General features: G+C 48.4%; 21 protein-coding genes and 2 other annotated features. All 21 genes read right to left on the bottom strand.

All coding sequences use genetic code 11. From position 1 onward, the window contains the following. Positions 1–37 precede the first annotated feature (37 nt). Complete coding sequence (gene rpsL / locus AB1L17_RS25465; RefSeq protein WP_012683978.1) at positions 38–472, bottom strand: 30S ribosomal protein S12; 435 nt, start codon at positions 470–472, stop codon at positions 38–40. Between the two features lie 122 nt (positions 473–594). Further along, positions 595–849, bottom strand: coding sequence for a 50S ribosomal protein L7ae-like protein (locus tag AB1L17_RS25460; RefSeq protein ID WP_017247041.1), 255 nt, complete (start codon positions 847–849; stop codon positions 595–597). 138 nt (positions 850–987) lie between these two features. Beyond that, positions 988–4,614 carry a DNA-directed RNA polymerase subunit beta' gene (gene rpoC, locus AB1L17_RS25455; protein WP_412847840.1) on the bottom strand — a complete coding sequence of 1,209 codons (3,627 nt, stop codon included), beginning with the start codon at positions 4,612–4,614 and terminating at the stop codon, positions 988–990. A 29-nt stretch (positions 4,615–4,643) separates the two neighbouring features. After that, positions 4,644–8,183 carry a DNA-directed RNA polymerase subunit beta gene (gene rpoB / locus AB1L17_RS25450; protein ID WP_412847839.1) on the bottom strand — a complete coding sequence of 1,180 codons (3,540 nt, stop codon included), beginning with the start codon at positions 8,181–8,183 and terminating at the stop codon, positions 4,644–4,646. A 310-nt stretch (positions 8,184–8,493) separates the two neighbouring features. Beyond that, positions 8,494–9,090: a class I SAM-dependent methyltransferase gene (locus AB1L17_RS25445; protein WP_412847838.1), complete on the bottom strand. Its 597-nt coding sequence runs from the start codon at positions 9,088–9,090 to the stop codon at positions 8,494–8,496. 103 nt (positions 9,091–9,193) lie between these two features. Continuing rightward, on the bottom strand, positions 9,194–9,556 hold the full coding sequence (gene rplL, locus AB1L17_RS25440; RefSeq protein ID WP_088910278.1) for a 50S ribosomal protein L7/L12: 363 nt from the start codon (positions 9,554–9,556) through the stop codon (positions 9,194–9,196). 55 nt (positions 9,557–9,611) lie between these two features. Continuing rightward, complete coding sequence (rplJ, locus tag AB1L17_RS25435) at positions 9,612–10,127, bottom strand: 50S ribosomal protein L10 (protein ID WP_016742852.1); 516 nt, start codon at positions 10,125–10,127, stop codon at positions 9,612–9,614. Positions 10,128–10,151: 24 nt separating this feature from the next. After that, positions 10,152–10,315, bottom strand: a sequence feature (ribosomal protein L10 leader region). Between the two features lie 42 nt (positions 10,316–10,357). Continuing rightward, a complete protein-coding gene (rplA, locus tag AB1L17_RS25430) occupies positions 10,358–11,041 on the bottom strand; it encodes a 50S ribosomal protein L1 (protein WP_106656577.1) in 684 nt (227 codons plus the stop codon). An 89-nt stretch (positions 11,042–11,130) separates the two neighbouring features. Next, on the bottom strand, positions 11,131–11,556 hold the full coding sequence (gene rplK / locus AB1L17_RS25425) for a 50S ribosomal protein L11 (RefSeq protein ID WP_005828886.1): 426 nt from the start codon (positions 11,554–11,556) through the stop codon (positions 11,131–11,133). A 183-nt stretch (positions 11,557–11,739) separates the two neighbouring features. Beyond that, positions 11,740–12,276, bottom strand: coding sequence for a transcription termination/antitermination protein NusG (gene nusG / locus AB1L17_RS25420; protein ID WP_049742216.1), 537 nt, complete (start codon positions 12,274–12,276; stop codon positions 11,740–11,742). Positions 12,277–12,321: 45 nt separating this feature from the next. After that, complete coding sequence (gene secE, locus AB1L17_RS25415; RefSeq protein WP_106841294.1) at positions 12,322–12,570, bottom strand: preprotein translocase subunit SecE; 249 nt, start codon at positions 12,568–12,570, stop codon at positions 12,322–12,324. After that, positions 12,570–12,719 carry a 50S ribosomal protein L33 gene (gene rpmG / locus AB1L17_RS25410; protein WP_003392018.1) on the bottom strand — a complete coding sequence of 50 codons (150 nt, stop codon included), beginning with the start codon at positions 12,717–12,719 and terminating at the stop codon, positions 12,570–12,572. Before rpmG ends, secE begins: the two co-directional genes overlap by 1 nt. 240 nt (positions 12,720–12,959) lie before the next feature. Continuing rightward, entirely contained in the window at positions 12,960–13,610 is a 651-nt protein-coding gene (gene sigH / locus AB1L17_RS25405; RefSeq protein ID WP_005828894.1) for an RNA polymerase sporulation sigma factor SigH, read from the bottom strand. Positions 13,611–13,693: 83 nt separating this feature from the next. Next, on the bottom strand, positions 13,694–14,218 hold the full coding sequence (locus tag AB1L17_RS25400; protein ID WP_412847837.1) for an NYN domain-containing protein: 525 nt from the start codon (positions 14,216–14,218) through the stop codon (positions 13,694–13,696). Position 14,219: 1 nt separating this feature from the next. Continuing rightward, positions 14,220–14,975 carry a 23S rRNA (guanosine(2251)-2'-O)-methyltransferase RlmB gene (gene rlmB / locus AB1L17_RS25395; RefSeq protein ID WP_142067628.1) on the bottom strand — a complete coding sequence of 252 codons (756 nt, stop codon included), beginning with the start codon at positions 14,973–14,975 and terminating at the stop codon, positions 14,220–14,222. Further along, positions 14,975–15,379 carry a Mini-ribonuclease 3 gene (locus tag AB1L17_RS25390; RefSeq protein ID WP_412847836.1) on the bottom strand — a complete coding sequence of 135 codons (405 nt, stop codon included), beginning with the start codon at positions 15,377–15,379 and terminating at the stop codon, positions 14,975–14,977. The genes rlmB and AB1L17_RS25390 overlap by 1 nt, the downstream gene beginning before the upstream one ends. Before the next feature lie 17 nt (positions 15,380–15,396). Next, complete coding sequence (gene cysS, locus AB1L17_RS25385) at positions 15,397–16,803, bottom strand: cysteine--tRNA ligase (protein ID WP_412847835.1); 1,407 nt, start codon at positions 16,801–16,803, stop codon at positions 15,397–15,399. Beyond that, positions 16,784–17,449, bottom strand: coding sequence for a serine O-acetyltransferase (cysE, locus tag AB1L17_RS25380; RefSeq protein ID WP_412847834.1), 666 nt, complete (start codon positions 17,447–17,449; stop codon positions 16,784–16,786). Before cysE ends, cysS begins: the two co-directional genes overlap by 20 nt. Positions 17,450–17,539: 90 nt before the next feature. Next, positions 17,540–17,803: a binding site (T-box leader), on the bottom strand. 30 nt (positions 17,804–17,833) lie between these two features. Beyond that, complete coding sequence (gltX, locus tag AB1L17_RS25375; RefSeq protein ID WP_412847833.1) at positions 17,834–19,300, bottom strand: glutamate--tRNA ligase; 1,467 nt, start codon at positions 19,298–19,300, stop codon at positions 17,834–17,836. 122 nt (positions 19,301–19,422) lie between these two features. Beyond that, positions 19,423–19,896 carry a 2-C-methyl-D-erythritol 2,4-cyclodiphosphate synthase gene (gene ispF / locus AB1L17_RS25370; RefSeq protein WP_017247030.1) on the bottom strand — a complete coding sequence of 158 codons (474 nt, stop codon included), beginning with the start codon at positions 19,894–19,896 and terminating at the stop codon, positions 19,423–19,425. 3 nt (positions 19,897–19,899) lie between these two features. Continuing rightward, a complete protein-coding gene (gene ispD / locus AB1L17_RS25365; RefSeq protein WP_412847832.1) occupies positions 19,900–20,586 on the bottom strand; it encodes a 2-C-methyl-D-erythritol 4-phosphate cytidylyltransferase in 687 nt (228 codons plus the stop codon). Positions 20,587–20,589: the final 3 nt, after the last annotated feature.

Below are 20,589 nucleotides of genomic sequence, written 5' to 3'. Positions count from 1 at the left end.
GTTATAAATTCACGCCACTTCACAGGCGCTTTTCTTATTACTTTTTCGCTGCTGCTTGACCTGGCTTCGGACGCTTAGTACCGTATTTGGAACGACCTTGTTTACGGTTGTTCACACCAGCAGTGTCAAGTGCACCACGAACGATATGGTAGCGTACCCCTGGCAAGTCTTTTACACGACCGCCGCGCACCAGCACGACGCTATGCTCTTGCAGGTTGTGGCCGATACCACCGATGTAAGCTGTTACCTCGATTCCGTTAGTCAAACGCACACGAGCGTATTTACGCAACGCGGAGTTCGGTTTTTTCGGAGTCATGGTACCTACACGAGTGCAAACACCACGTTTTTGAGGAGAACTTTGGTTGGTTTGGCTTTTCTTGAAGCTGTTGTACCCCTTTTGAAGAGCTGGGGACTTCGACTTCACAACCTTATCCTCGCGACCTTTACGCACCAATTGGTTAATTGTAGGCATGATGTTACCTCCCTTCTTAATACCCAATCTTCAAGACCACAGATCCAGGTGAGTCATTTTTAGGTCAAATAGAAAGTCCTTGTCCAGTATTACGCAACGTGTAACCACAGACAAAAACATCGTTAACCACTTTTTTTGATCGCAGCAGTAGCCGCTCCCACTTCAATTCCGCACGCTTTGCCTAAACGACGCATGGAATCTACATGGATGACTGGAACACCCTTCTCTTTGCAAAGGAGCTCGACTTTTTGGGTCAAACGCTTATCTGCATCGACAGCGATATACACTGCTTCTACCTGTTGGCTTTCAACAGCTTTGATCGTCTGCTTAATGCCGATCGTCAAGTCCTTGGCCCGCTCTACTTTTTCATAAGACATGATTCTCATATCCTCCAAAGTACAGATGTCAGGCACACTTGAATATAATATCAGGTGGGTTAGTTGTTGTCAACGCCCATTTGATATTTTTTATTTAGGAAAGCGCCCACCAATCGGTGATGGGCGCTTTTCCCGCAATTACTCTACAGAAACTGCTTCTTGCTCAGCTTTCGCTGCTTCCAGCTCTGCTTCGTAATCTACTTGACTAGCAACTTTTACATTGCGGTAACGTGACATACCGGTACCTGCTGGAACCAGCTTCCCGATAATAACGTTCTCTTTCAAACCTAGCAAGCGGTCCACTTTTCCTTTGATCGCTGCATCGGTAAGAACGCGAGTTGTTTCCTGGAAGGATGCTGCCGACAAGAAGGAGTCGGTTTCGAGGGATGCTTTGGTGATCCCCAGAAGAACCGGACGGCCCACTGCTGGATTTCTGCCTTCCATGAGAACTTTTGCGTTCGCTTGCTCAAATTCTGGTACCTCAACGTAGGAACCTGGCAAGAGGTCTGTATCTCCGCTGTCGATGACACGCAGCTTGCGCAGCATCTGGCGAATCATAACCTCTACGTGCTTGTCGTTAATTTCTACCCCTTGCATACGGTAAACTTTTTGTACCTCTTGCAAGATGTAGTTGGAAACGCCGCGCATACCACGAACTTTGAGCATTTCTTTCGGGTCTACGGAACCTTCCGTGAGCTCGTCACCGGCATTCAGCTTGACACCAACAGAAACCTTGATGCGCGAGCCATACGGTGCTGCATACACTTTGTTCTCCGCTTCCCCACGTACTTCGATCTCGCGACGATCTTTACCTTCGCGAATATCGACAACTTCACCATCGATTTCGGAGATGACTGCTTGCCCTTTCGGATTACGCGCTTCGAACAACTCCTGAATACGCGGCAAACCTTGGGTAATATCGTCTCCCGCAACCCCACCGGTATGGAAGGTACGCATAGTCAGCTGGGTACCCGGCTCACCAATGGACTGAGCAGCGATAATACCAACTGCTTCTCCCACTTCCACCTCGGCTCCTGTTGCCAGGTTGCGTCCGTAGCACAGTTTGCAGACACCATGGCTGGTGCGGCAAGCGAGTACGTTACGGATATAAACGTTAGTGATTCCTACTTTTTCAATATACTCGGCAACCTCTTCAGAGATCTCCTCATTGCGGTGCACGATGATTTCTTTTGTCTCAGGGTGGCGCAAAGTCTCGAAGCAAGTACGTCCTACCAGACGGTCAGACAGCTTCTCAATTTCTTCTTTACCATCCTTGATCGCTGTTACACGGATACCTTTATCTGTTCCACAATCGGTTTCGCGTACGATCACGTCTTGAGCAACGTCTACCAGACGACGAGTCAGGTAACCCGAGTCCGCTGTACGCAAGGCCGTATCGGCGAGACCTTTACGCGCACCGTGCGTAGAGATAAAGTACTCCAATACCGTCAGACCTTCACGGAAGTTGGATTTAATCGGCAACTCGATGATTCGACCGGATGGGTTCGCCATCAGACCGCGCATACCAGCCAGCTGAGTGATCTGGGATACGTTACCACGGGCACCGGAGTTCGCCATCATGAAGATCGCATTGAACTTATCCATGGACTTCATCAATACTTCTGTTACCTCATCCTTCGCTTTGGACCAGATGGAAATAACGCGGTCATAGCGCTCGTCCTCGGTAATCAAACCGCGACGGAATTGCGTCATGACAGTTGCTACTTTCTCATCTGCAGCGTCAAGGATGTCTTTTTTCTTTCCTGGTACCGCGATGTCCGCTACGGCAATCGTGATACCTGCTTTTGTCGAGTACGTGAAGCCCAGTTCCTTGATCTTGTCGAGGATCATGGACGTTTTCATCGTACCGAAGCGACGGAAGCACTCGGAAATAATAGTTCCCAAGAAGCCTTTCTTTACAGCGCCTGGATCTGGAAGGTTCTTAATGAACTCAGAAACATTCGTACCTTTATCAAAGACAAAGCACTCATCTGGAACCATTGTTTGCAGGTTAGCTCTAGTCGGTGCATTGATGAATGGCAAATCAGCAGGGAAGATCTCGTTGAAAATCACTTTCCCAACTGTCGTTACAATCAGCGCGTTCTCTTGACGCTCAGTAAAACTGGTTTTGTTCAGGCGTTTCGCTGGCAATGCAATACGCGTATGCAGGCTGATAAAGCCTTGCTGATAAGCGGCAATCGCATCATGAGGATCGCGATAAATCGTACCCTCGCCTTTGTCGCCTTCGCGCTCCAGTGTCAGGTAGTAGGAACCAAGCACCATGTCCTGGGATGGAGTTACTACCGGTTTACCGTCTTTCGGGTTCAAGATGTTTTGCGCTGCCAGCATGAGAATACGGGCTTCCGCCTGTGCTTCAGCAGACAACGGAACGTGAACCGCCATTTGGTCACCGTCAAAGTCCGCGTTGTACGCAGTACAAACGAGCGGATGAAGACGGATCGCACGGCCTTCAACCAATACTGGTTCAAAAGCCTGGATACCCAGACGGTGCAAGGTAGGGGCACGGTTCAACAGAACTGGATGCTCACGAATTACGTCTTCAAGAACGTCCCATACTTCTGGCTGAACGCGCTCAACCTTGCGCTTTGCACTCTTGATGTTGTGAGCAAGGCCTTTGGAAACCAGCTCTTTCATCACGAACGGCTTGAAGAGTTCCAGTGCCATTTCTTTTGGCAAACCGCACTGATACATCTTCAGGTTAGGTCCTACAACGATAACGGAACGACCGGAGTAGTCAACACGCTTACCGAGCAGGTTTTGACGGAAACGACCTTGTTTACCTTTCAGCATGTGGCTGAGAGATTTCAAAGGACGGTTACCTGGTCCTGTTACTGGACGTCCACGACGACCGTTGTCGATGAGCGCGTCTACTGCTTCCTGCAGCATGCGTTTCTCGTTTTGTACGATAATGTCAGGAGCACCCAGTTCGAGCAGGCGCTTCAGACGGTTATTACGGTTGATTACACGACGATACAGGTCATTCAGGTCGGAAGTGGCAAAACGTCCACCATCCAGCTGAACCATTGGACGAAGCTCTGGCGGGATAACTGGCAGTACATCGAGAACCATCCAATCCGGGTTATTACCGGAGTTGCGGAATGCCTCAAGTACTTCCAGACGCTTGATCGCACGGTTGCGACGCTGACCTTGTGCTGTCTTCAAATCTTCTTTTAACGTTTCCACGTCTTTATCCAAATCGATTTCGGCAAGCAGGCGTTTAATCGCTTCTGCTCCCATCATCGCTTGGAAAGAGTGGCCGTATTTCTCACGATAGTTGCGATACTCTTTTTCGGAGAGCAATTGCTTTTTATCGAGAGGAGTGTCACCTGGATCAGTTACTACGTAAGAAGCAAAGTAGATTACTTCCTCCAGGGAACGAGGAGACATGTCGAGTACCAAGCCCATACGGCTTGGAATCCCTTTGAAGTACCAGATGTGAGAAACTGGGGCAGCCAGCTCAATGTGCCCCATACGCTCACGCCGTACTTTGGCGCGGGTCACTTCCACGCCACAACGGTCGCACACTACACCTTTATAACGAACACGCTTGTATTTACCGCAATGGCACTCCCAGTCCTTGGTTGGTCCAAAGATGCGTTCGCAGAACAAGCCGTCTTTTTCCGGTTTCAGTGTGCGGTAGTTGATCGTCTCTGGCTTCTTCACTTCCCCGAAAGACCACGAACGGATCTTATCGGGGGAAGCCAAGCCGATCCTCATATATTCGAAGTTGTTCACGTCAATCACAGGGCGTTACCTCCCTTGGTACCGGAATCTTACTCTTCGTTCAAGCTTCCGCCTTCGAGTACGAGGTTCAGTTTTTCACCGTTACCTTCATCCTCGTCTTCCATTTCACGCATTTCAATCTCCTGCTCATCACCGGACAGAATCTTCACGTCCATACCCAAGCTCTGGAGCTCCTTGATCAATACCTTGAAGGACTCTGGAACACCTGGTTCTGGAACATTTTCGCCCTTAACGATCGCTTCGTACGTTTTCACGCGGCCCACGACATCATCCGACTTAACAGTGAGAATTTCTTGCAAGGTGTAGGCAGCACCGTATGCTTCCAATGCCCAAACCTCCATCTCCCCGAAACGCTGTCCACCGAATTGAGCTTTACCACCCAATGGCTGCTGCGTAACAAGAGAGTAAGGACCAGTAGAACGAGCATGGATTTTGTCGTCAACCAAGTGAGCCAGTTTCAGCATGTATACGCAACCTACCGTTACACGGCGGTCAAACGGTTCACCTGTACGACCATCAAACAAGATCGTTTTTCCGTCACGATCCAGACCTGCTTCTTCCAACGTTTCGAATACTTCTGCCTGACGTGCACCGTCGAATACCGGCGTTGCTACGTGGATACCCAGAAGCTTCGCTGCCATACCCAAGTGAGTCTCCAATACCTGACCGATGTTCATACGCGAAGGTACGCCCAACGGGTTGAGTACGATCTCTACTGGAGAGCCATCTGGCAGGAACGGCATATCTTCTTCCGCCATGATACGGGCGATAACCCCTTTGTTACCATGTCGACCGGCCATTTTGTCACCCACGGAGATTTTCCGTTTTTGGGCGATGTAAACGCGAACGAGTTGGTTTACGCCTGGTGGCAATTCGTCGCCATTCTCACGCGTAAATACTTTAACGTCTACGATGATACCGGAACCACCGTGCGGTACGCGCAGGGATGTATCACGAACTTCACGAGCTTTTTCACCGAAGATGGCATGCAGGAGACGCTCTTCTGCTGTCAGCTCAGTAACCCCTTTTGGTGTAACCTTACCAACGAGAATGTCGCCGTCCTGAATCTCCGCACCAACACGGATGATACCCCGTTCGTCCAGGTTCTTCAGAGCATCTTCCCCGACGTTTGGAATATCGCGAGTGATTTCCTCTGGACCCAGCTTGGTGTCGCGAGCTTCGGACTCGTATTCTTCAATATGGATAGACGTATACACGTCATCTTTTACAAGTTTTTCACTCAGAAGAATCGCGTCTTCGTAGTTGTATCCTTCCCACGTCATAAACGCAACGATTACGTTACGACCGAGAGCCAATTCACCTTTTTCAGTGGATGGGCCGTCCCCAACGATATCGCCTTTTTCAATCCAGTCTCCACGGCTTACGATTGGACGCTGGTTGATGCAGGTACCTTGGTTGGAACGGATAAACTTGTGCATTTTGTATTTATCGAGATCACCGGCAACTTTTCTGCCGTCGATTTCCTGGTAACGACGAATCCAGATTTCGCGAGCCGTTACGCGCTCTACTTGACCCGGATGCTTGGCAACGATCGCCACACCGGAGTCTTGCGCTGCTTTATGTTCCATACCTGTACCGACAAACGGTGCTTGTGGAATCAAAAGCGGAACGGCCTGCCGCTGCATGTTTGAACCCATCAGCGCGCGGTTGGCGTCATCGTTCTCAAGGAACGGAATCAGCGCAGTCGCTACGGATACAACCTGCTTCGGCGATACGTCCATGAAGTCTACCTTGTCGCGCGGTACGCTCAAGATCTCACCTTTACGACGGCAGATTACCATGTCGTTTACGAAACGGCCATCATCATCAAGTGGCTGATTGGCCTGTGCCACGTTGAACACGTCTTCCTCATCAGCAGTCAAGTAGCTGATATCAGTCAACACGAAGCCTGTTTCCGGATCTACTTTCCGACGAGGTGTCTCGATAAATCCGTAATCGTTAATGCGCGCAAAGGAAGACAGAGAGTTGATCAAACCAATGTTTGGTCCCTCTGGCGTCTCAATTGGACACATACGACCGTAGTGGGAATGGTGAACGTCGCGCACTTCGAAGCCTGCGCGCTCACGCGTCAAACCACCTGGTCCGAGTGCGGACAGACGGCGTTTGTGCGTCAGCTCAGCCAATGGATTTGTTTGGTCCATAAACTGGGACAGCTGCGAGCTACCAAAGAACTCCTTCAGTGATGCAATCACTGGACGGATGTTAATGAGAGCTTGCGGTGTAATCTGGTTTTGATCCTGGATGGACATGCGCTCACGAACCACACGCTCCATACGGGACAAACCGATACGGAACTGGTTCTGCAGAAGCTCACCCACGGAACGCAGACGACGGTTACCCAAGTGGTCGATATCGTCTGTGGAACCTACACTGTGCAGGAGGTTCATGAAATAGTTGATCGCCGATACGATATCCGCCGGCGTAATATGCTTGAAGGACTTATCTACATTTCCGTTTCCGATTACTTTGATGATCTTGCCATCTTCAATCGGAGAGAAAATATTGATAGATTGCAAATGAATCGCTTCATCTTCCAGTACACCGCCATGCGTGCGAACGTCGATAAAGCCGACATTACCTTCCAGCGCTGGCAAGATGCGATCCAATACACGACGGTCAATCATTTGACCTGCTTCGGCAAAAATTTCACCTGTCGTCGTATCGATCAGCGTTTCAGCCAGACGTTGGTTGTACAGACGGTTTTTCAAATGAAGCTTTTTATTCATTTTGTAACGACCAACAGAAGCCAAATCATAGCGCTTAGGGTCGAAGAAACGAGAGATCAAGAGGCTCTTCGCATTTTCGACTGTTGGTGGCTCACCCGGACGAAGTCGCTCGTAGATTTCAATGAGCGCTTTTTCCGTAGAATCGGTATTGTCTTTTTCCAGCGTGTTCTTGATGTATTCATCTTCACCCAGCAAGTTGAGAATCTCGATGTCAGAACCAAAGCCCAACGCACGCAAAAGAACCGTTACCGGGATTTTTCGCGTACGGTCGATGCGGACATAAATTACGTCTTTCGCATCAGTCTCCAGCTCCAGCCAAGCACCCCGGTTCGGGATTACTGTAGCTGTAAACATCTGCTTGCCGTTTTTGTCCACTTTGGTGTTGTAATATACACTGGGGGAACGAACAAGCTGGCTGACAATAACGCGCTCAGCACCATTAATAATGAAGGTTCCCGTTTCGGTCATGAGCGGGAAATCCCCCATGAAGACTTCTTGTTCCTTCACTTCTCCCGTCTCTTTGTTCAACAAACGTACCTTCACACGCAGAGGCGCCGCATAGGTGACGTCACGTTCTTTCGACTCGTCAACATCGTACTTCGGCTCTCCCAAGCTGTAGTCGATAAACTCCAGCACGAGATTACCAGTGAAGTCCTGGATTGGCGAAATGTCTTGGAACATCTCACGGAGCCCCTCATCAAGGAACCATTGGTAGGACTTTTGTTGAATCTCGATGAGATTTGGAAGGCCCAGCACTTCGTTAATACGTGAATACGTACGACGCTGGCGGTGTCGGCCACTTTGAATCACTTTACCTGCCAACTTATTCACCCCTCAGGTTGTGTTTTCACACATAGAAACTCGGCATTCGGCAACTTTTTGCAGGTCGCAGACGAATGCCTAAAAATAAAAATGGGTTAAAGCAGCTTCAACCAATTTTAACCCAGAGAAACTCTATTTTAAAAGAATTCCCATGTTTTCACGCAAACATTCCTATCTAAGGAAAAAAGTAGAAACGCTTGACAGACAGGGAATTGCTGAAAAATAGACATTTATCCCATATTGACATTTTATAATACTACCACAATCAAATATTCACGTCAAGAAAACTTTTCTAATGATTTCTTCTTGATTATTTGATAGCACGGAATATGTGGTAGCCTTTTTCCCGATCTACCTCAATTACTTCGCGGTACGTTTCCTGCAGCTTCTTCAATGCGGATGGTGCGCCTTGCTTCTTCTGAATGACAACCCACATTTCTCCGCCTTCTACTAACAGGTCGTATCCTTCAACAAAAATACGATGAACGATTTCCTTGCCCGCGCGAATCGGCGGATTGGTTAGAATGACGTCAAACTGCTCACCTTGCACACCGCTGTAAACATCACTCACTCGAACCTCGACATTTTTTATTCCATTTGCTTCTGCATTACGACGAGCCAGGTTAACCGCACGCTCATTCACGTCGATCATGGTCACTCGCCCCTGATTAGCAAGCCTGGCAGCCGTCAAACCCATCGGACCATACCCACAGCCCACATCAAGTACTCGCGCATGACTGTTGATTTCCATGTTCTTGATAAGCAATACACTTCCAAAATCAATCCGGTCTCGGGAAAAAACACCTGCATCCGTAATGAAACGAAGCTCATTGCCACGGAGCGTAAACGAAAATTGCTGTTCGTCATGTGCAGCGCCCGGTTGATTGGTGTAGTAGTGATCTGCCACGTGTGATTCACCCTTCCTCATCGTTTACGAAAACCTCTATTATCAAGAGCTTACAGAAAAACCCCCTGCCGCAGGCAAGGGGATTTTCCTAAAGGAAGCTAACTTACTTTACTTCTACTTGTGCGCCAGCTTCTTCGAGTTTTGCTTTGAGAGCTTCTGCTTCGTCTTTGGAAACGCCCTCTTTGAGTGTTTTTGGAGCGTTGTCTACCAGGTCTTTTGCTTCTTTCAGACCCAAGCCAGTCAGCTCGCGAACAACTTTGATTACGTTGATTTTGGAAGCGCCGCCGCTTACCAGGTTAACAGTGAATTCAGTTTGCTCAGCAGCAGCTTCTGCTCCGCCACCAGCAACTACAGCTACAGGAGCAGCAGCAGTTACGCCGAATTCTTCTTCGATTGCTTTTACCAAGTCGTTCAGTTCGAGAACGGACATGCCTTTAATGGCTTCCAAGATTTGCTCTTTAGACATTTGTAAATCCTCCATTCAAGGAATAGTATTTGTAAAACATTAACCGATCAGACGATTACGCGCCTTGACCTTCTTTTTGTTCTGCCACTGCTTTGACTGCCAATGCAACGTTGCGCATAGGAGCTTGCAGGACGGAGAGAAGCATGGACAAGAGACCTTCGCGGTTCGGCAGGGAAGCCAGAGCTTTAATTTGCTCAGCATCAACTACTTTACCTTCGATAACGCCACCCTTGATTTCCAGCTTGTCGTTTTTCTTAGCGAATTCAGCGATAACTTTCGCTGGAGCGATGATATCGTCTTTGGAGAACGCCAGAGCGTTTGGTCCAGTCAGATATTGATCCAGTTCAGTCAGGCTTTCCTTCTCAGTAGCCAATCGAGTCAGGGAGTTTTTCAACACCTGGAACTCAACACCAGCTTCACGCAATTGCTTACGGAGCTCAGTTACTTGTGCTACTGTCAGACCGCGGTAGTCAGCTACCACTGTAGTTTGGCTTTCGCGAAGCTTAGTTGCGATTTCGTTGATCGCTTGTACCTTTTCTTCACGAATAACGGTTGGACGAATTTCTGCCATTGTTTACACCTCCCGTGCTCTAATCCTAGAAAATGAAGAATGCCCTCGCAGACTCACGAGGGCATAATGCTATATCGTCAAAGGAAAACAGCGTTTCCTCATTCGTACATTACACGCCTCGGAGGGATATTAAGCGTTACTCTCACAAGTACCGCACCTTCTGTCTACGGCATATTCTTTTCATCAACAGGGACTATCTTAACAACTCCCATAAAGGAAGTCAAGTGTCATTATTTTACAGCTACGCGTACGCCAGGGCCCATAGTGGAGCTCAGGGTTACATTCTTCATGTAAACACCTTTAGCCGCAGCTGGTTTCGCACGATTCAGTGCTTCAGTCAGAGCTGCCAGGTTTTCAACCAGCTTGTCAGCATCGAAGGATGCTTTACCGATAGGAGCGTGGATGTTACCTGCTTTGTCTACGCGATACTCAATTTTACCTGCTTTGATTTCGTTAACCGCTTTTGTTACATCGAAAGTAACAGTACCGGTCTTAGGGTTTGGCATCAGGCCTTTTGGACCGAGTACACGACCCAATTTACCTACTTCACCCATCATGTCAGGAGTAGCTACTACAACGTCAAAGTCGAACCAGCCACCTTGAATTTTCGCGATCATGTCTGCATCGCCTACGAAGTCTGCGCCAGCTGCTTCTGCATCTTTTGCTTTTTCGCCTTTTGCGAATACGAGAACACGTTGTACTTTACCAGTACCATGTGGCAATACAACTGCGCCACGGATTTGTTGGTCAGCACGCTTAGGGTCTACACCCAAACGGAAAGCTGCTTCAACAGTTTCATCGAATTTAGCAGTAGCTGCTTTTTTAACCAGCTCAACGCCTTCTGCTACTTCGTATACTTTGTTTTTATCAACGAGCTTTACAGCCTCTTGATATTTCTTACCTTTTTTCGCCATGATTAAATCTCCCTTCAATGTGGTCGTAGCGGTTGATCCTCCCACAGACAGGGGGGCACAACGTCTGTGCCCCCTTGCACTCAAGACAATTAGTCTTCGATTACAATACCCATAGAACGAGCTGTACCTTCAACCATGCGCATAGCCGCTTCAACGGATGCAGCATTCAGGTCAGGACGCTTCAGTTCTGCGATTTCACGAACTTTATCACGCTTCAGCGTAGCAACCTTTGTTTTGTTTGGTACGCCAGAACCGGACTCGATACCAGCAGCTTTCTTCAACAGAACTGCAGCTGGTGGAGTTTTAGTGATAAAGGTGAAAGAACGATCTTCGAACACGGTGATTTCCACCGGGATGATCATACCTACTTCACTCTCTGTACGAGCATTGAATTCTTTACAGAATCCCATGATGTTTACACCAGCTTGACCGAGAGCCGGACCTACTGGAGGTGCAGGATTCGCTTTACCTGCTGGGATTTGTAATTTAATTACGCGGATAACCTTCTTAGCCACGTAAGACACCTCCTTACTTCACATGTGGTTATTACGGGGGAATGCCCCCTCCCACCGTTTTTTGAAAGTCTAGTAAAAGACTTTCGATCTATAGTGAGAGTGCAAGAAACCCCAAATAGTGTTGTGGGATTGTTAAAACAAGATGAAATGTACCACATAGCGCGATACTTTTCAAGTTGAATCCTAATCCAATTTTTGAACTTGTGTAAAGTCTAGCTCTACCGGTGTTTCGCGACCGAAGATGTCCACCAATACGCGAACCTTCTGCCTGTCCGGGTGAATCTCGATAATCTCCCCGGTGCGATTAGAAAACGGACCATCTGTGACGCGCACCATATCGCGGAGAGCAAAATCGACTCTGATCTTGGGAATTTCGATTCCCATTTGCTTGAGAATCGTATCGGCCTCTTCAGGACGCAGCGCTGTCGGTTTAGAGCCAGCACCCGTGGATCCGACAAAGCCGGTAACCCCAGGGGTGTTGCGCACGACATACCAAGAGTCGTCCGTCATCACCATTTCAACAAGGACGTATCCAGGAAACACTTTTTTCGTGACGGTGCGCTTCTTACCATCCTTGGTTTCCACCTCTTCTTCAGTGGGAACAAGAACGCGAAAGATCTTGTCTTCCATGCCCATCGACTCGAGTCGCTTCTCCAGATTGGTTTTAACCTTGTTTTCGTAACCTGAGTACGTATGAAGTACATACCATGCTTTTTCCATATCCAACAGGACGATAACCGTCCGTCCCTCCTAAGACTTGCATAATTACGTTCCTAGAATCAAATCGATCAAGCGCGAGATACCCAAATCAACGACGAAGAAGAATACTGCCAGGAGCACAACCGTAACAAGAACAACGAGCGTATAAGTCGTCAATTCTTTACGGTTGGGCCAACGGACTTTCTTTAGTTCGGACATTACGTCACTAAAAAAACCACCGGTACGGCGAAAACTGGCTCCGATTCGTGATAAAAAACCCACTTTGCCACCCCCTGACTTCGTCGCATCAACCATTACTTCGTCTCGCGATGAAGGGTTTGCTTCTTGTCACGGGAGCAATACTTTTTCAGTTCAACACGTTCAGTAGTGGTGCGCTTGTTCTTCGTGGAGATATAGTTACGCTCGCCACACTCGGTGCACGCCAACGTGATGTTTACTCGCATTTATTGCCACCTCCATCTCATTTCAAACCTGCTATTAGTTAAAAGTACCCCGATGATAAATAGTACGGGAAAACCGCTACTTTTTCCAGACCATTTCATTCACCTAAGTAACCATAGAACAGAGAGATAAGAGTCTATGGCTACCTAAATAAATTTATCATACCGAAATACCCATGTCAAACAAAATGACTTGACAACCGGAAGTCCTTTTGCTTCCAAAACAAAAAGAGAGATTCTCTCTTACAGATGAATCTCTCTTCCCTCTAAATAGCGCTCTAGCTTGCGCTTGACTCTCTGTAATGCATTATCGATAGACTTGACATGACGCTTCAGTTCAACAGCAATCTGCTGATAGGATCGTCCGTCCAAGTAAAGCATGAGAACCTGACGCTCCAAGTCACTCAAGATTTCACTCATTTTGCCCTCGATGTCATCGAACTCTTCCCGATTGATAAACAATTCCTCTGGATCGGTCACCTTGGTTCCCGAAATCACATCGAGTAATGTGCGGTCAGAATCTTCATCGTATATAGGCTTGTCCAGTGAGACGTAAGAATTGAGCGGGATGTGCTTTTGGCGTGTCGCCGTCTTGATCGCGGTAATGATCTGACGGGTAATACACAGTTCGGCAAATGCTTTGAACGACGTGAGCTTGTCTCCTCGGAAGTCGCGAATAGACTTGTACAGTCCGATCATCCCTTCCTGCACGATGTCTTCGCGGTCAGCCCCAATAAGAAAATAGGATCTCGCTTTGGCACGAACGAAGTTCTTGTATTTGTTGATCAAATACTCCAAAGCTTCGGCGTCATTATCGCGAACCAGGTCGACTACTTCTTCGTCGGTCATTAGTTCATATTGGGCATGTTTTAACTCCTTGAGGTCAACACTCACAAATGATCCCTCCGCCAACCGGTTTCTCCAATAGATAGCGCTATTATACATGATGCCGTAAAAAAGCGTCAACCGAATCCAAGTTATTCCCTTCTCCATTTTTCGAATATTTTCGCTATTTCATCATTCAGCGTAATCCGCCTGGAGAAGCCGTCTTCTTGCGTTTTTTCGACTTGTTTCTTGATTTCTTTCCCCGCATTTTCCATATCGAGCAACAATTCCCGGGCAGATTTGCGCAAAGCTCCCTGCCCAAATATGACACGTTGTGACGTATAGTCAGAAGTTGCCACATAAATTTGTCGATTTTTATTGTGAAATTGGGAGACTAACTGCTCAATTTTCTCGTCAGCCGTCTCCTTTTTCTTCGTAAAATAAACTTCAACCAGGTAATCTTCCGTTTGACGACCGATGCCCGGAACATTGTACGCATCAAAGACGATGATGACCTTCGTCCCGGTGTAGCTCTGGTATTCGGCCATCTTAGCTATCAACTGATCACGTGCCTCGTCCATCCGCTCTTGGTCCTTCAGCAGGCGCAGATCGGGCCAGGCGCCGATGATATTGTAACCGTCTACGATCAACAGCTGCTTGGCTTTTCTTTTCGCCATGTCATTTCACCCGCGTCGGAATCGGACTCCTGGAACGATAGACTTCATACATCAACAAGGCAGCGGCTACAGAAGCATTGAGTGAGGTAACATTGCCCGCCATCGGAAGACTGTACAGAAAATCACAGTTTTCCCGGACGAGACGACTCATTCCCTTTCCTTCGCTGCCAATAACAATCGCGAGCGGCATTGTATAATCACCTTGGCGGAAATCTTGTTTGGCACTTGCGTCCGTTCCCGCAATCCATACACCACGTTCCTTGAGCTCTTCCATGGTACGAACCAAGTTCGTCACGCGCGCTACTGGTACATAATTGATTGCTCCAGCTGAAGCCTTTGCTACCGTTGCAGTCAGACTGACAGAGCGGCGTTTTGGAATGATGACACCATGTGCACCTACTGCATCAGCTGTCCGCATGATCGAACCGAGGTTATGCGGGTCTTCCAGCTCGTCCAACAGCAAAATGAACGGAGCCTCGTTTTTTTCCTCAGCGCGCTTCAAAATATCGTCTACCTCAACATAATCGTAAGCAGCAACAGAAGCCACTACTCCCTGATGGTTATCCGTCGACACGAGCTGATCCAGCTTTTTACGGTTCGCCGTCGTCACAATAACACCCTGTTCTTTCGCCAAGGCAAAAACAGGTCCCATCAGATTTTTGTTCGTTCCCTCTGCAATCCAAATCTTATTAATCGTACGGCCTGATCGTAAAGCCTCGATGACGGGGTTTTTCCCCAGAATCCACTCTTCACTCATCATGATTCTCCTTCCACTATGGCAAAAGCCTGCTGCACAATTTCAGCGATCCGCTCTTCTTTTCCACTCAAGTACAGGTACCCAATTAACGCTTCAAAAGCCGTTGCATGACGGTAGTCGATAATATCGGCGTTTTTGGCAGTGGAGCCGGACTTGGCATTTCGTCCCCGCTTCACTACATTCAGTTCTTCCTCCGGCAATGTGGGCATCAGCGTCAACAAGACATTGGCCTGCGCTTTCGCTGAAACGTAGCGGTTGGCCGCCTTGTGGAGCTGGTTTGGTTTAACCAGCCCCTTGGCGATCAAATGATATCTGACACAATGCGCATAGGTAGCATCCCCGAGGAAGGCGAGCACCAGTGGGTTTGTGAGATTAGGATCTCGGGTCAGTTCTTCTTTTTGCATCTATTTTCTTCGGCCCCTTATTTTCGACGCCAGCGAACACCTTGTGGCGTGTCCTCCAGCACGATTCCTTTTGCTGCGAGCAAATCGCGGATTTCGTCAGAACGGGCAAAGTTTCTTGCTTTGCGAGCTTCTGTGCGCTCCTCGATCAACGCATCGATCTCACTATCCACCAGCTCCTGCTCTTCTGCAATCTCAAGACCAAGAACCTCCATCAGTTCCACCAGCAAATCCATATAAGCGCGGACTTCGGTTTCGCCAACATTTTGATGACGCAAATACAGATTGGCTTCTTTCACTACATCAAAAATAACAGTAATCGCATTGGCTGTATTGATATCATCATCCATCTCGGTGATAAATCGTTCACGGAGCTCCCCAATGATTCGTGCCTGCTCTTGCGCCTGACCATTTGGCTCTTCTGCGCGCACGGTATCCAGACGATGTGACAGATTCGTATACGCGGTCTTGATTCGCTCCAAACCATTGGCCGCCTGTTCAATCAACTCTTCGCTAAAGTTGATCGGGTTGCGATAGTGTCCCTGAAGCATGAAGAAGCGGATTAATTGACCGCCGAACTTCTCAGCAAGCTCGCGGGCAAGCAAGAAATTCCCGAGTGATTTGGACATTTTTTCATTATCAATATTGAGCATGCCATTATGCAGCCAATAGCGGGCAAAGACTTTACCCGTAAAGCACTCCGACTGCGCAATTTCGTTTTCGTGATGCGGGAACACGAGGTCCGTACCGCCCGCATGAATATCAATTTCCTCACCCAAAAACTTCAAGGCCATGGCCGAGCACTCAATATGCCAGCCTGGTCTTCCCTCGCCCCACGGACTGTCCCAGGTAACTTCTCCGGTCTTGGCCGCTTTCCAAAGGACAAAGTCCAGAGGATGTTCCTTTTTCTCGTTGATTTCTACACGAGCACCTGCCTGCAAATCATCCAACGGTTGATGCGATAGCTTTCCGTATTCCTGAAAACGTCCCGTGCGGAAATAGACATCACCCTCGCTCTCGTAGGCAAAGCCTTTTTCAATCAGCCCTTGCACGAATTCAATGATCTCCGGAATCGTCTGCATGACTCGTGGTTGAATATCAGGCGGCAGTACGTTCAGTGATTTCAGATCCGCGTTGTACGCATCCGTGTATCGATCAGCGACTTCTTTGACAGTAACACCTTCCTGATTCGCTACACGAATCAATTTGTCATCGACGTCTGTAATGTTTTGTACGAACGTCACTTCATAGCCACGATACTTCAAGTAACGGCGAAGTGTATCGAACACAATGGCAGGGCGCGCATTTCCAATGTGGATGTAGTTGTACACGGTTGGGCCGCACACGTACATTTTTACCTTTCCTGGCTCCAATGTGTGGAACGGTTCCTTTCGCCGCGTCATCGTGTTAGTCAGTTGAATGCCCATCGTTCTTTTTATCCTCCCTCAAAAGCTCCAATTCTTTGCGCATTTGATCAATTTCCTTTTGCATCATGCGTATCGTATCCGCTACCGGGTCCGGCATGTTTACATGATCCAAATCATTTTTGACGCGTTTGCCATCCTGAATGACGATGCGTCCCTTGATTCCTACTACGGTCGAATTGGGTGGTACCTCCTGCAAGACAACAGCACCAGCCCCTATCTTTGAATTATCGCCAATCTTGAAGGAACCCAACACTTTTGCTCCTGTAGCAATAATGACATCATTGCCGATCGTAGGGTGGCGCTTGCCTTTTTCCTTGCCTGTTCCCCCAAGTGTAACCCCTTGATATATGGTTACATTGTCTCCGATTTCGCACGTCTCTCCGATTACAACACCCATGCCATGGTCAATAAACAAGCCGCGGCCAATTGTTGCGCCCGGGTGAATCTCAATTCCCGTGAAAAAGCGGGATACTTGAGAGACAATGCGGGCGAGTGTACACAATTCGGCCTTCCAGAGCCTGTGGGCAATCCGGTGCCCCCATATCGCGTGCAAACCGGAATAGGTCATGACGACTTCCAGCGTACTTCGCGCAGCCGGGTCGCGTTCAAAAACAGCATGAATGTCATCTCTCATCTGTGCTAACATTTTTGGGTGGCACCTCCTGCCTGATTTTACCTGCGCAGTGTTTGACTACCTCTTACAAATAAAAAACGTCCCTATCCCCTCATACGAAGGGACAGAGACGGGTTTACCGTGGTTCCACTCTGCTTAGATCATCATCACTGTCCAATTAACGGCACAACAGTCATGAACGAATCTCGCTCACATCCCGATAACGGCGGGGAGCCGATGGCGCCTACTGATATCCTTGGCAAAAAGATAGGTTCAGCTCATTGCTCACAGGGGCATTTCCAAACAGGGCACGTCGGATGGCTCTCACCTATCCATCCTCTCTGTAGACGCGCAAACCGTTGTACTTCTCCTGATCGTCGCATTCATTTGTATGAAATCAGTTAGCAGGCTATATGCCTACTGACCGTTTGCAATCACTTGCTCTGCACGTGCAATCACCTTGTCGCGTCCGAGCAGGTACAATGTCTCCGCCAAATCACGACCATGCGCCTGACCAGTCGTTCCTACACGAACTGGCATAAACAACGCCTTGCCCTTGTGACCTGTTTCCTTTTGCACTTCTTTGAGCGCTGCTTTAATAATATCCACATTGTATGCATCTTGAGCGGATACGTGTTTCACAAAGGAAGCTAGTACTTCTGGCAATTGCGGTTCTTTTAGCACCAAGGTTGCTTCTTCATCGTACACCACTTCGTCGAGGAAGAAAAGAGCTGCCAACGGAACGATTTGCGCACAGTAGGACATTTGCTCTTGATACAAGGCAACGATACTGCGAACCCACTCGCGTTTCTCATCAGACAGATTTTCTTCAATAAAGCCAGCCTTTTGCAAATGAGGCGTGCACATTTCTGTAATCAGGTCTAGCGGTTGACGCTTCAAATAGAAGTTGTTCATCCAGTTCATCTTCGTTGCATCAAACACCGCTGGCGACTTGTTCACGCGGTCCATCGAGAACAGCTTGATCAAATCATCCATTAAGAAAATCTCTTCTTCGCCACCTGGTGACCATCCCAAAAGAACAAGGAAGTTCACGATTGCTTCTGGCAGGAAGCCGAGGTCACGATACTGCTCAATGAATTGAAGAATGCTCTCGTCGCGCTTGGACATCTTTTTGCCATCTTGGTTGAGAATCAGTGCCAAGTGAGCAAAGTCAGGAGCTTCCCATCCAAACGCTTCATAAATCATCAACTGACGAGGCGTATTGGACAGATGCTCTTCTCCACGAATCACGTGGCTAATCTTCATCAAATAGTCGTCCACAACAACGGCGAAGTTGTATGTAGGAATTCCATCTGGACGGCAAATAACGAAATCGCCCATCTCGTTAGAGTTGAACGTCACTTGACCACGAATCAGGTCATTCACGACATACTCGCGATCATCTTGCACGAGGAAGTGGATAGATGGCACTCGACCTTCTGCTTCGTACTGAGCACGCTGCTCGTCCGTTACATGGCGGTGCTTTTCCAGAATGCGCGGAGTCTCTCCACGTGCGAGCTGCTCTTCACGCTCTGCATCCAGCTCTTCTTTTGTCGCGTAGCAGTAGTACGCCTTGCCTTCTGCCAGCAATTGATCAATATATTTACGATAAATGTCCAGGCGCTCTGTTTGACGGTACGGTCCATATGGTCCACCAAGGTCCGTTCCTTCTTCCCATTCGACGCCGAGCCATTTCAGGTTTTTCATTTGCTCTTCGTCCGCATTTTCCTTATTGCGCGTTTGGTCCGTATCTTCAATCCGAACGATGAACGAACCCCCGTGATGTTTCGCAAAAAGATAATTGAAGAGCGCTGTTCGCGCCCCGCCGATGTGTAAATGCCCCGTAGGACTCGGCGCATAACGAGTGCGGATTTCTTTCGCCATTGGTAGCACCATCCTTATGAATGTAAAAATTCAAGTTCAAAAAGTCAACTCTTTCGACGCCGAATAAACTTTGAACATCCCTTTAATAACGTATCTAAGGCTTTATGTTACACCTTGCCCCTCTACTTGACAAGCAAGCATACTGCCTGCGCAGCGATTCCTTCCCCTCTGCCTGTAAAACCGAGTTTCTCAGAGGTAGTCGCCTTCACGTTTACTTGCGAAAGGTCTTCTGCTTCCAGCACACGTGCAATGACTTCACACATTTGCGGGATATATGGTGCCATTTTCGGAGCTTGGGCAATGATCGTTGCATCCACATTTCCTAAACGGTAGCCGCGCTCCCGAACCAGCTTCCATACATGCTCTAACAGCTTTACGCTATCCGCATCCTTAAAAGCTGGGTCTGTATCCGGGAAATGGCGGCCAATATCTCCCTCACCAATTGCTCCAAGAATGGCGTCACTAATCGCATGGAGGAGAACATCCGCGTCAGAATGCCCCAACAAGCCTTTTTCATAAGGGATGGTGACACCTCCAATGATGCATGGACGACCCTCCACTAATTGATGCACGTCAAAACCTTGTCCAATACGCATGAGCTACTCTCCCTTTCGTTTCCGCAATATTTCTTCACCAAACCACAAATCATCTGGCGTAGTAATCTTAATGTTCTCATAGCTTCCTTGCATCACCGCTACCGGGTGACCCAGCCACTCAACCAGCATCGCATCATCCGTCCCCAGCTTCCCCGCTGCCTCTGCTGCCTGATGCGCCTCTCGCAATAAAGACATACGAAAAGCTTGTGGGGTTTGAACCGCCCACAAGCTTTCCCGTGCCGGGGTTGACTCTACAAGTCCTGATGCCCCCACCACTTTTATCGTATCTTTGACAGGCACTGCCATAATCGTTGCCTGATCTTGTCGCACCTGTTTGATCATGTCACTGATCTGTTTGCGAGTGACGAAAGGACGAGCAGCATCGTGAACCAGTACGTAATCACAATCCGCGGAAAATGAAGCCAAGCCTTTTCTCACACTGTCTTGTCGCTCCGCTCCACCCAGAGTCACCACGATCTCCAGCTTTTCAGCCAAGAGCCAGGCCATTACTTCTGCGTGGTCGTTTTCACTCACCACCAACACGACTTGATCAATGTCCGGATGAGTAGCAAAAAGACGTACCGTATGAGCCAAGATCGGCTCGCCCGCAAGCGATAACCACAACTTGTTTCGTTGTCCGCCCATTCGTTTACCCGAACCGGCTGCAACGATCACGACACCCGTACTCACTGA

Origin of the sequence: Brevibacillus jepli, from assembly GCF_047229145.1 — a bacterium.
In the GTDB taxonomy this organism is placed as follows: Bacteria; Bacillota; Bacilli; order Brevibacillales; family Brevibacillaceae; genus Brevibacillus.
The sequence above is the reverse complement of the archived record's forward strand: the minus strand, read 5'-3'. Positions and strand labels throughout refer to the sequence as shown.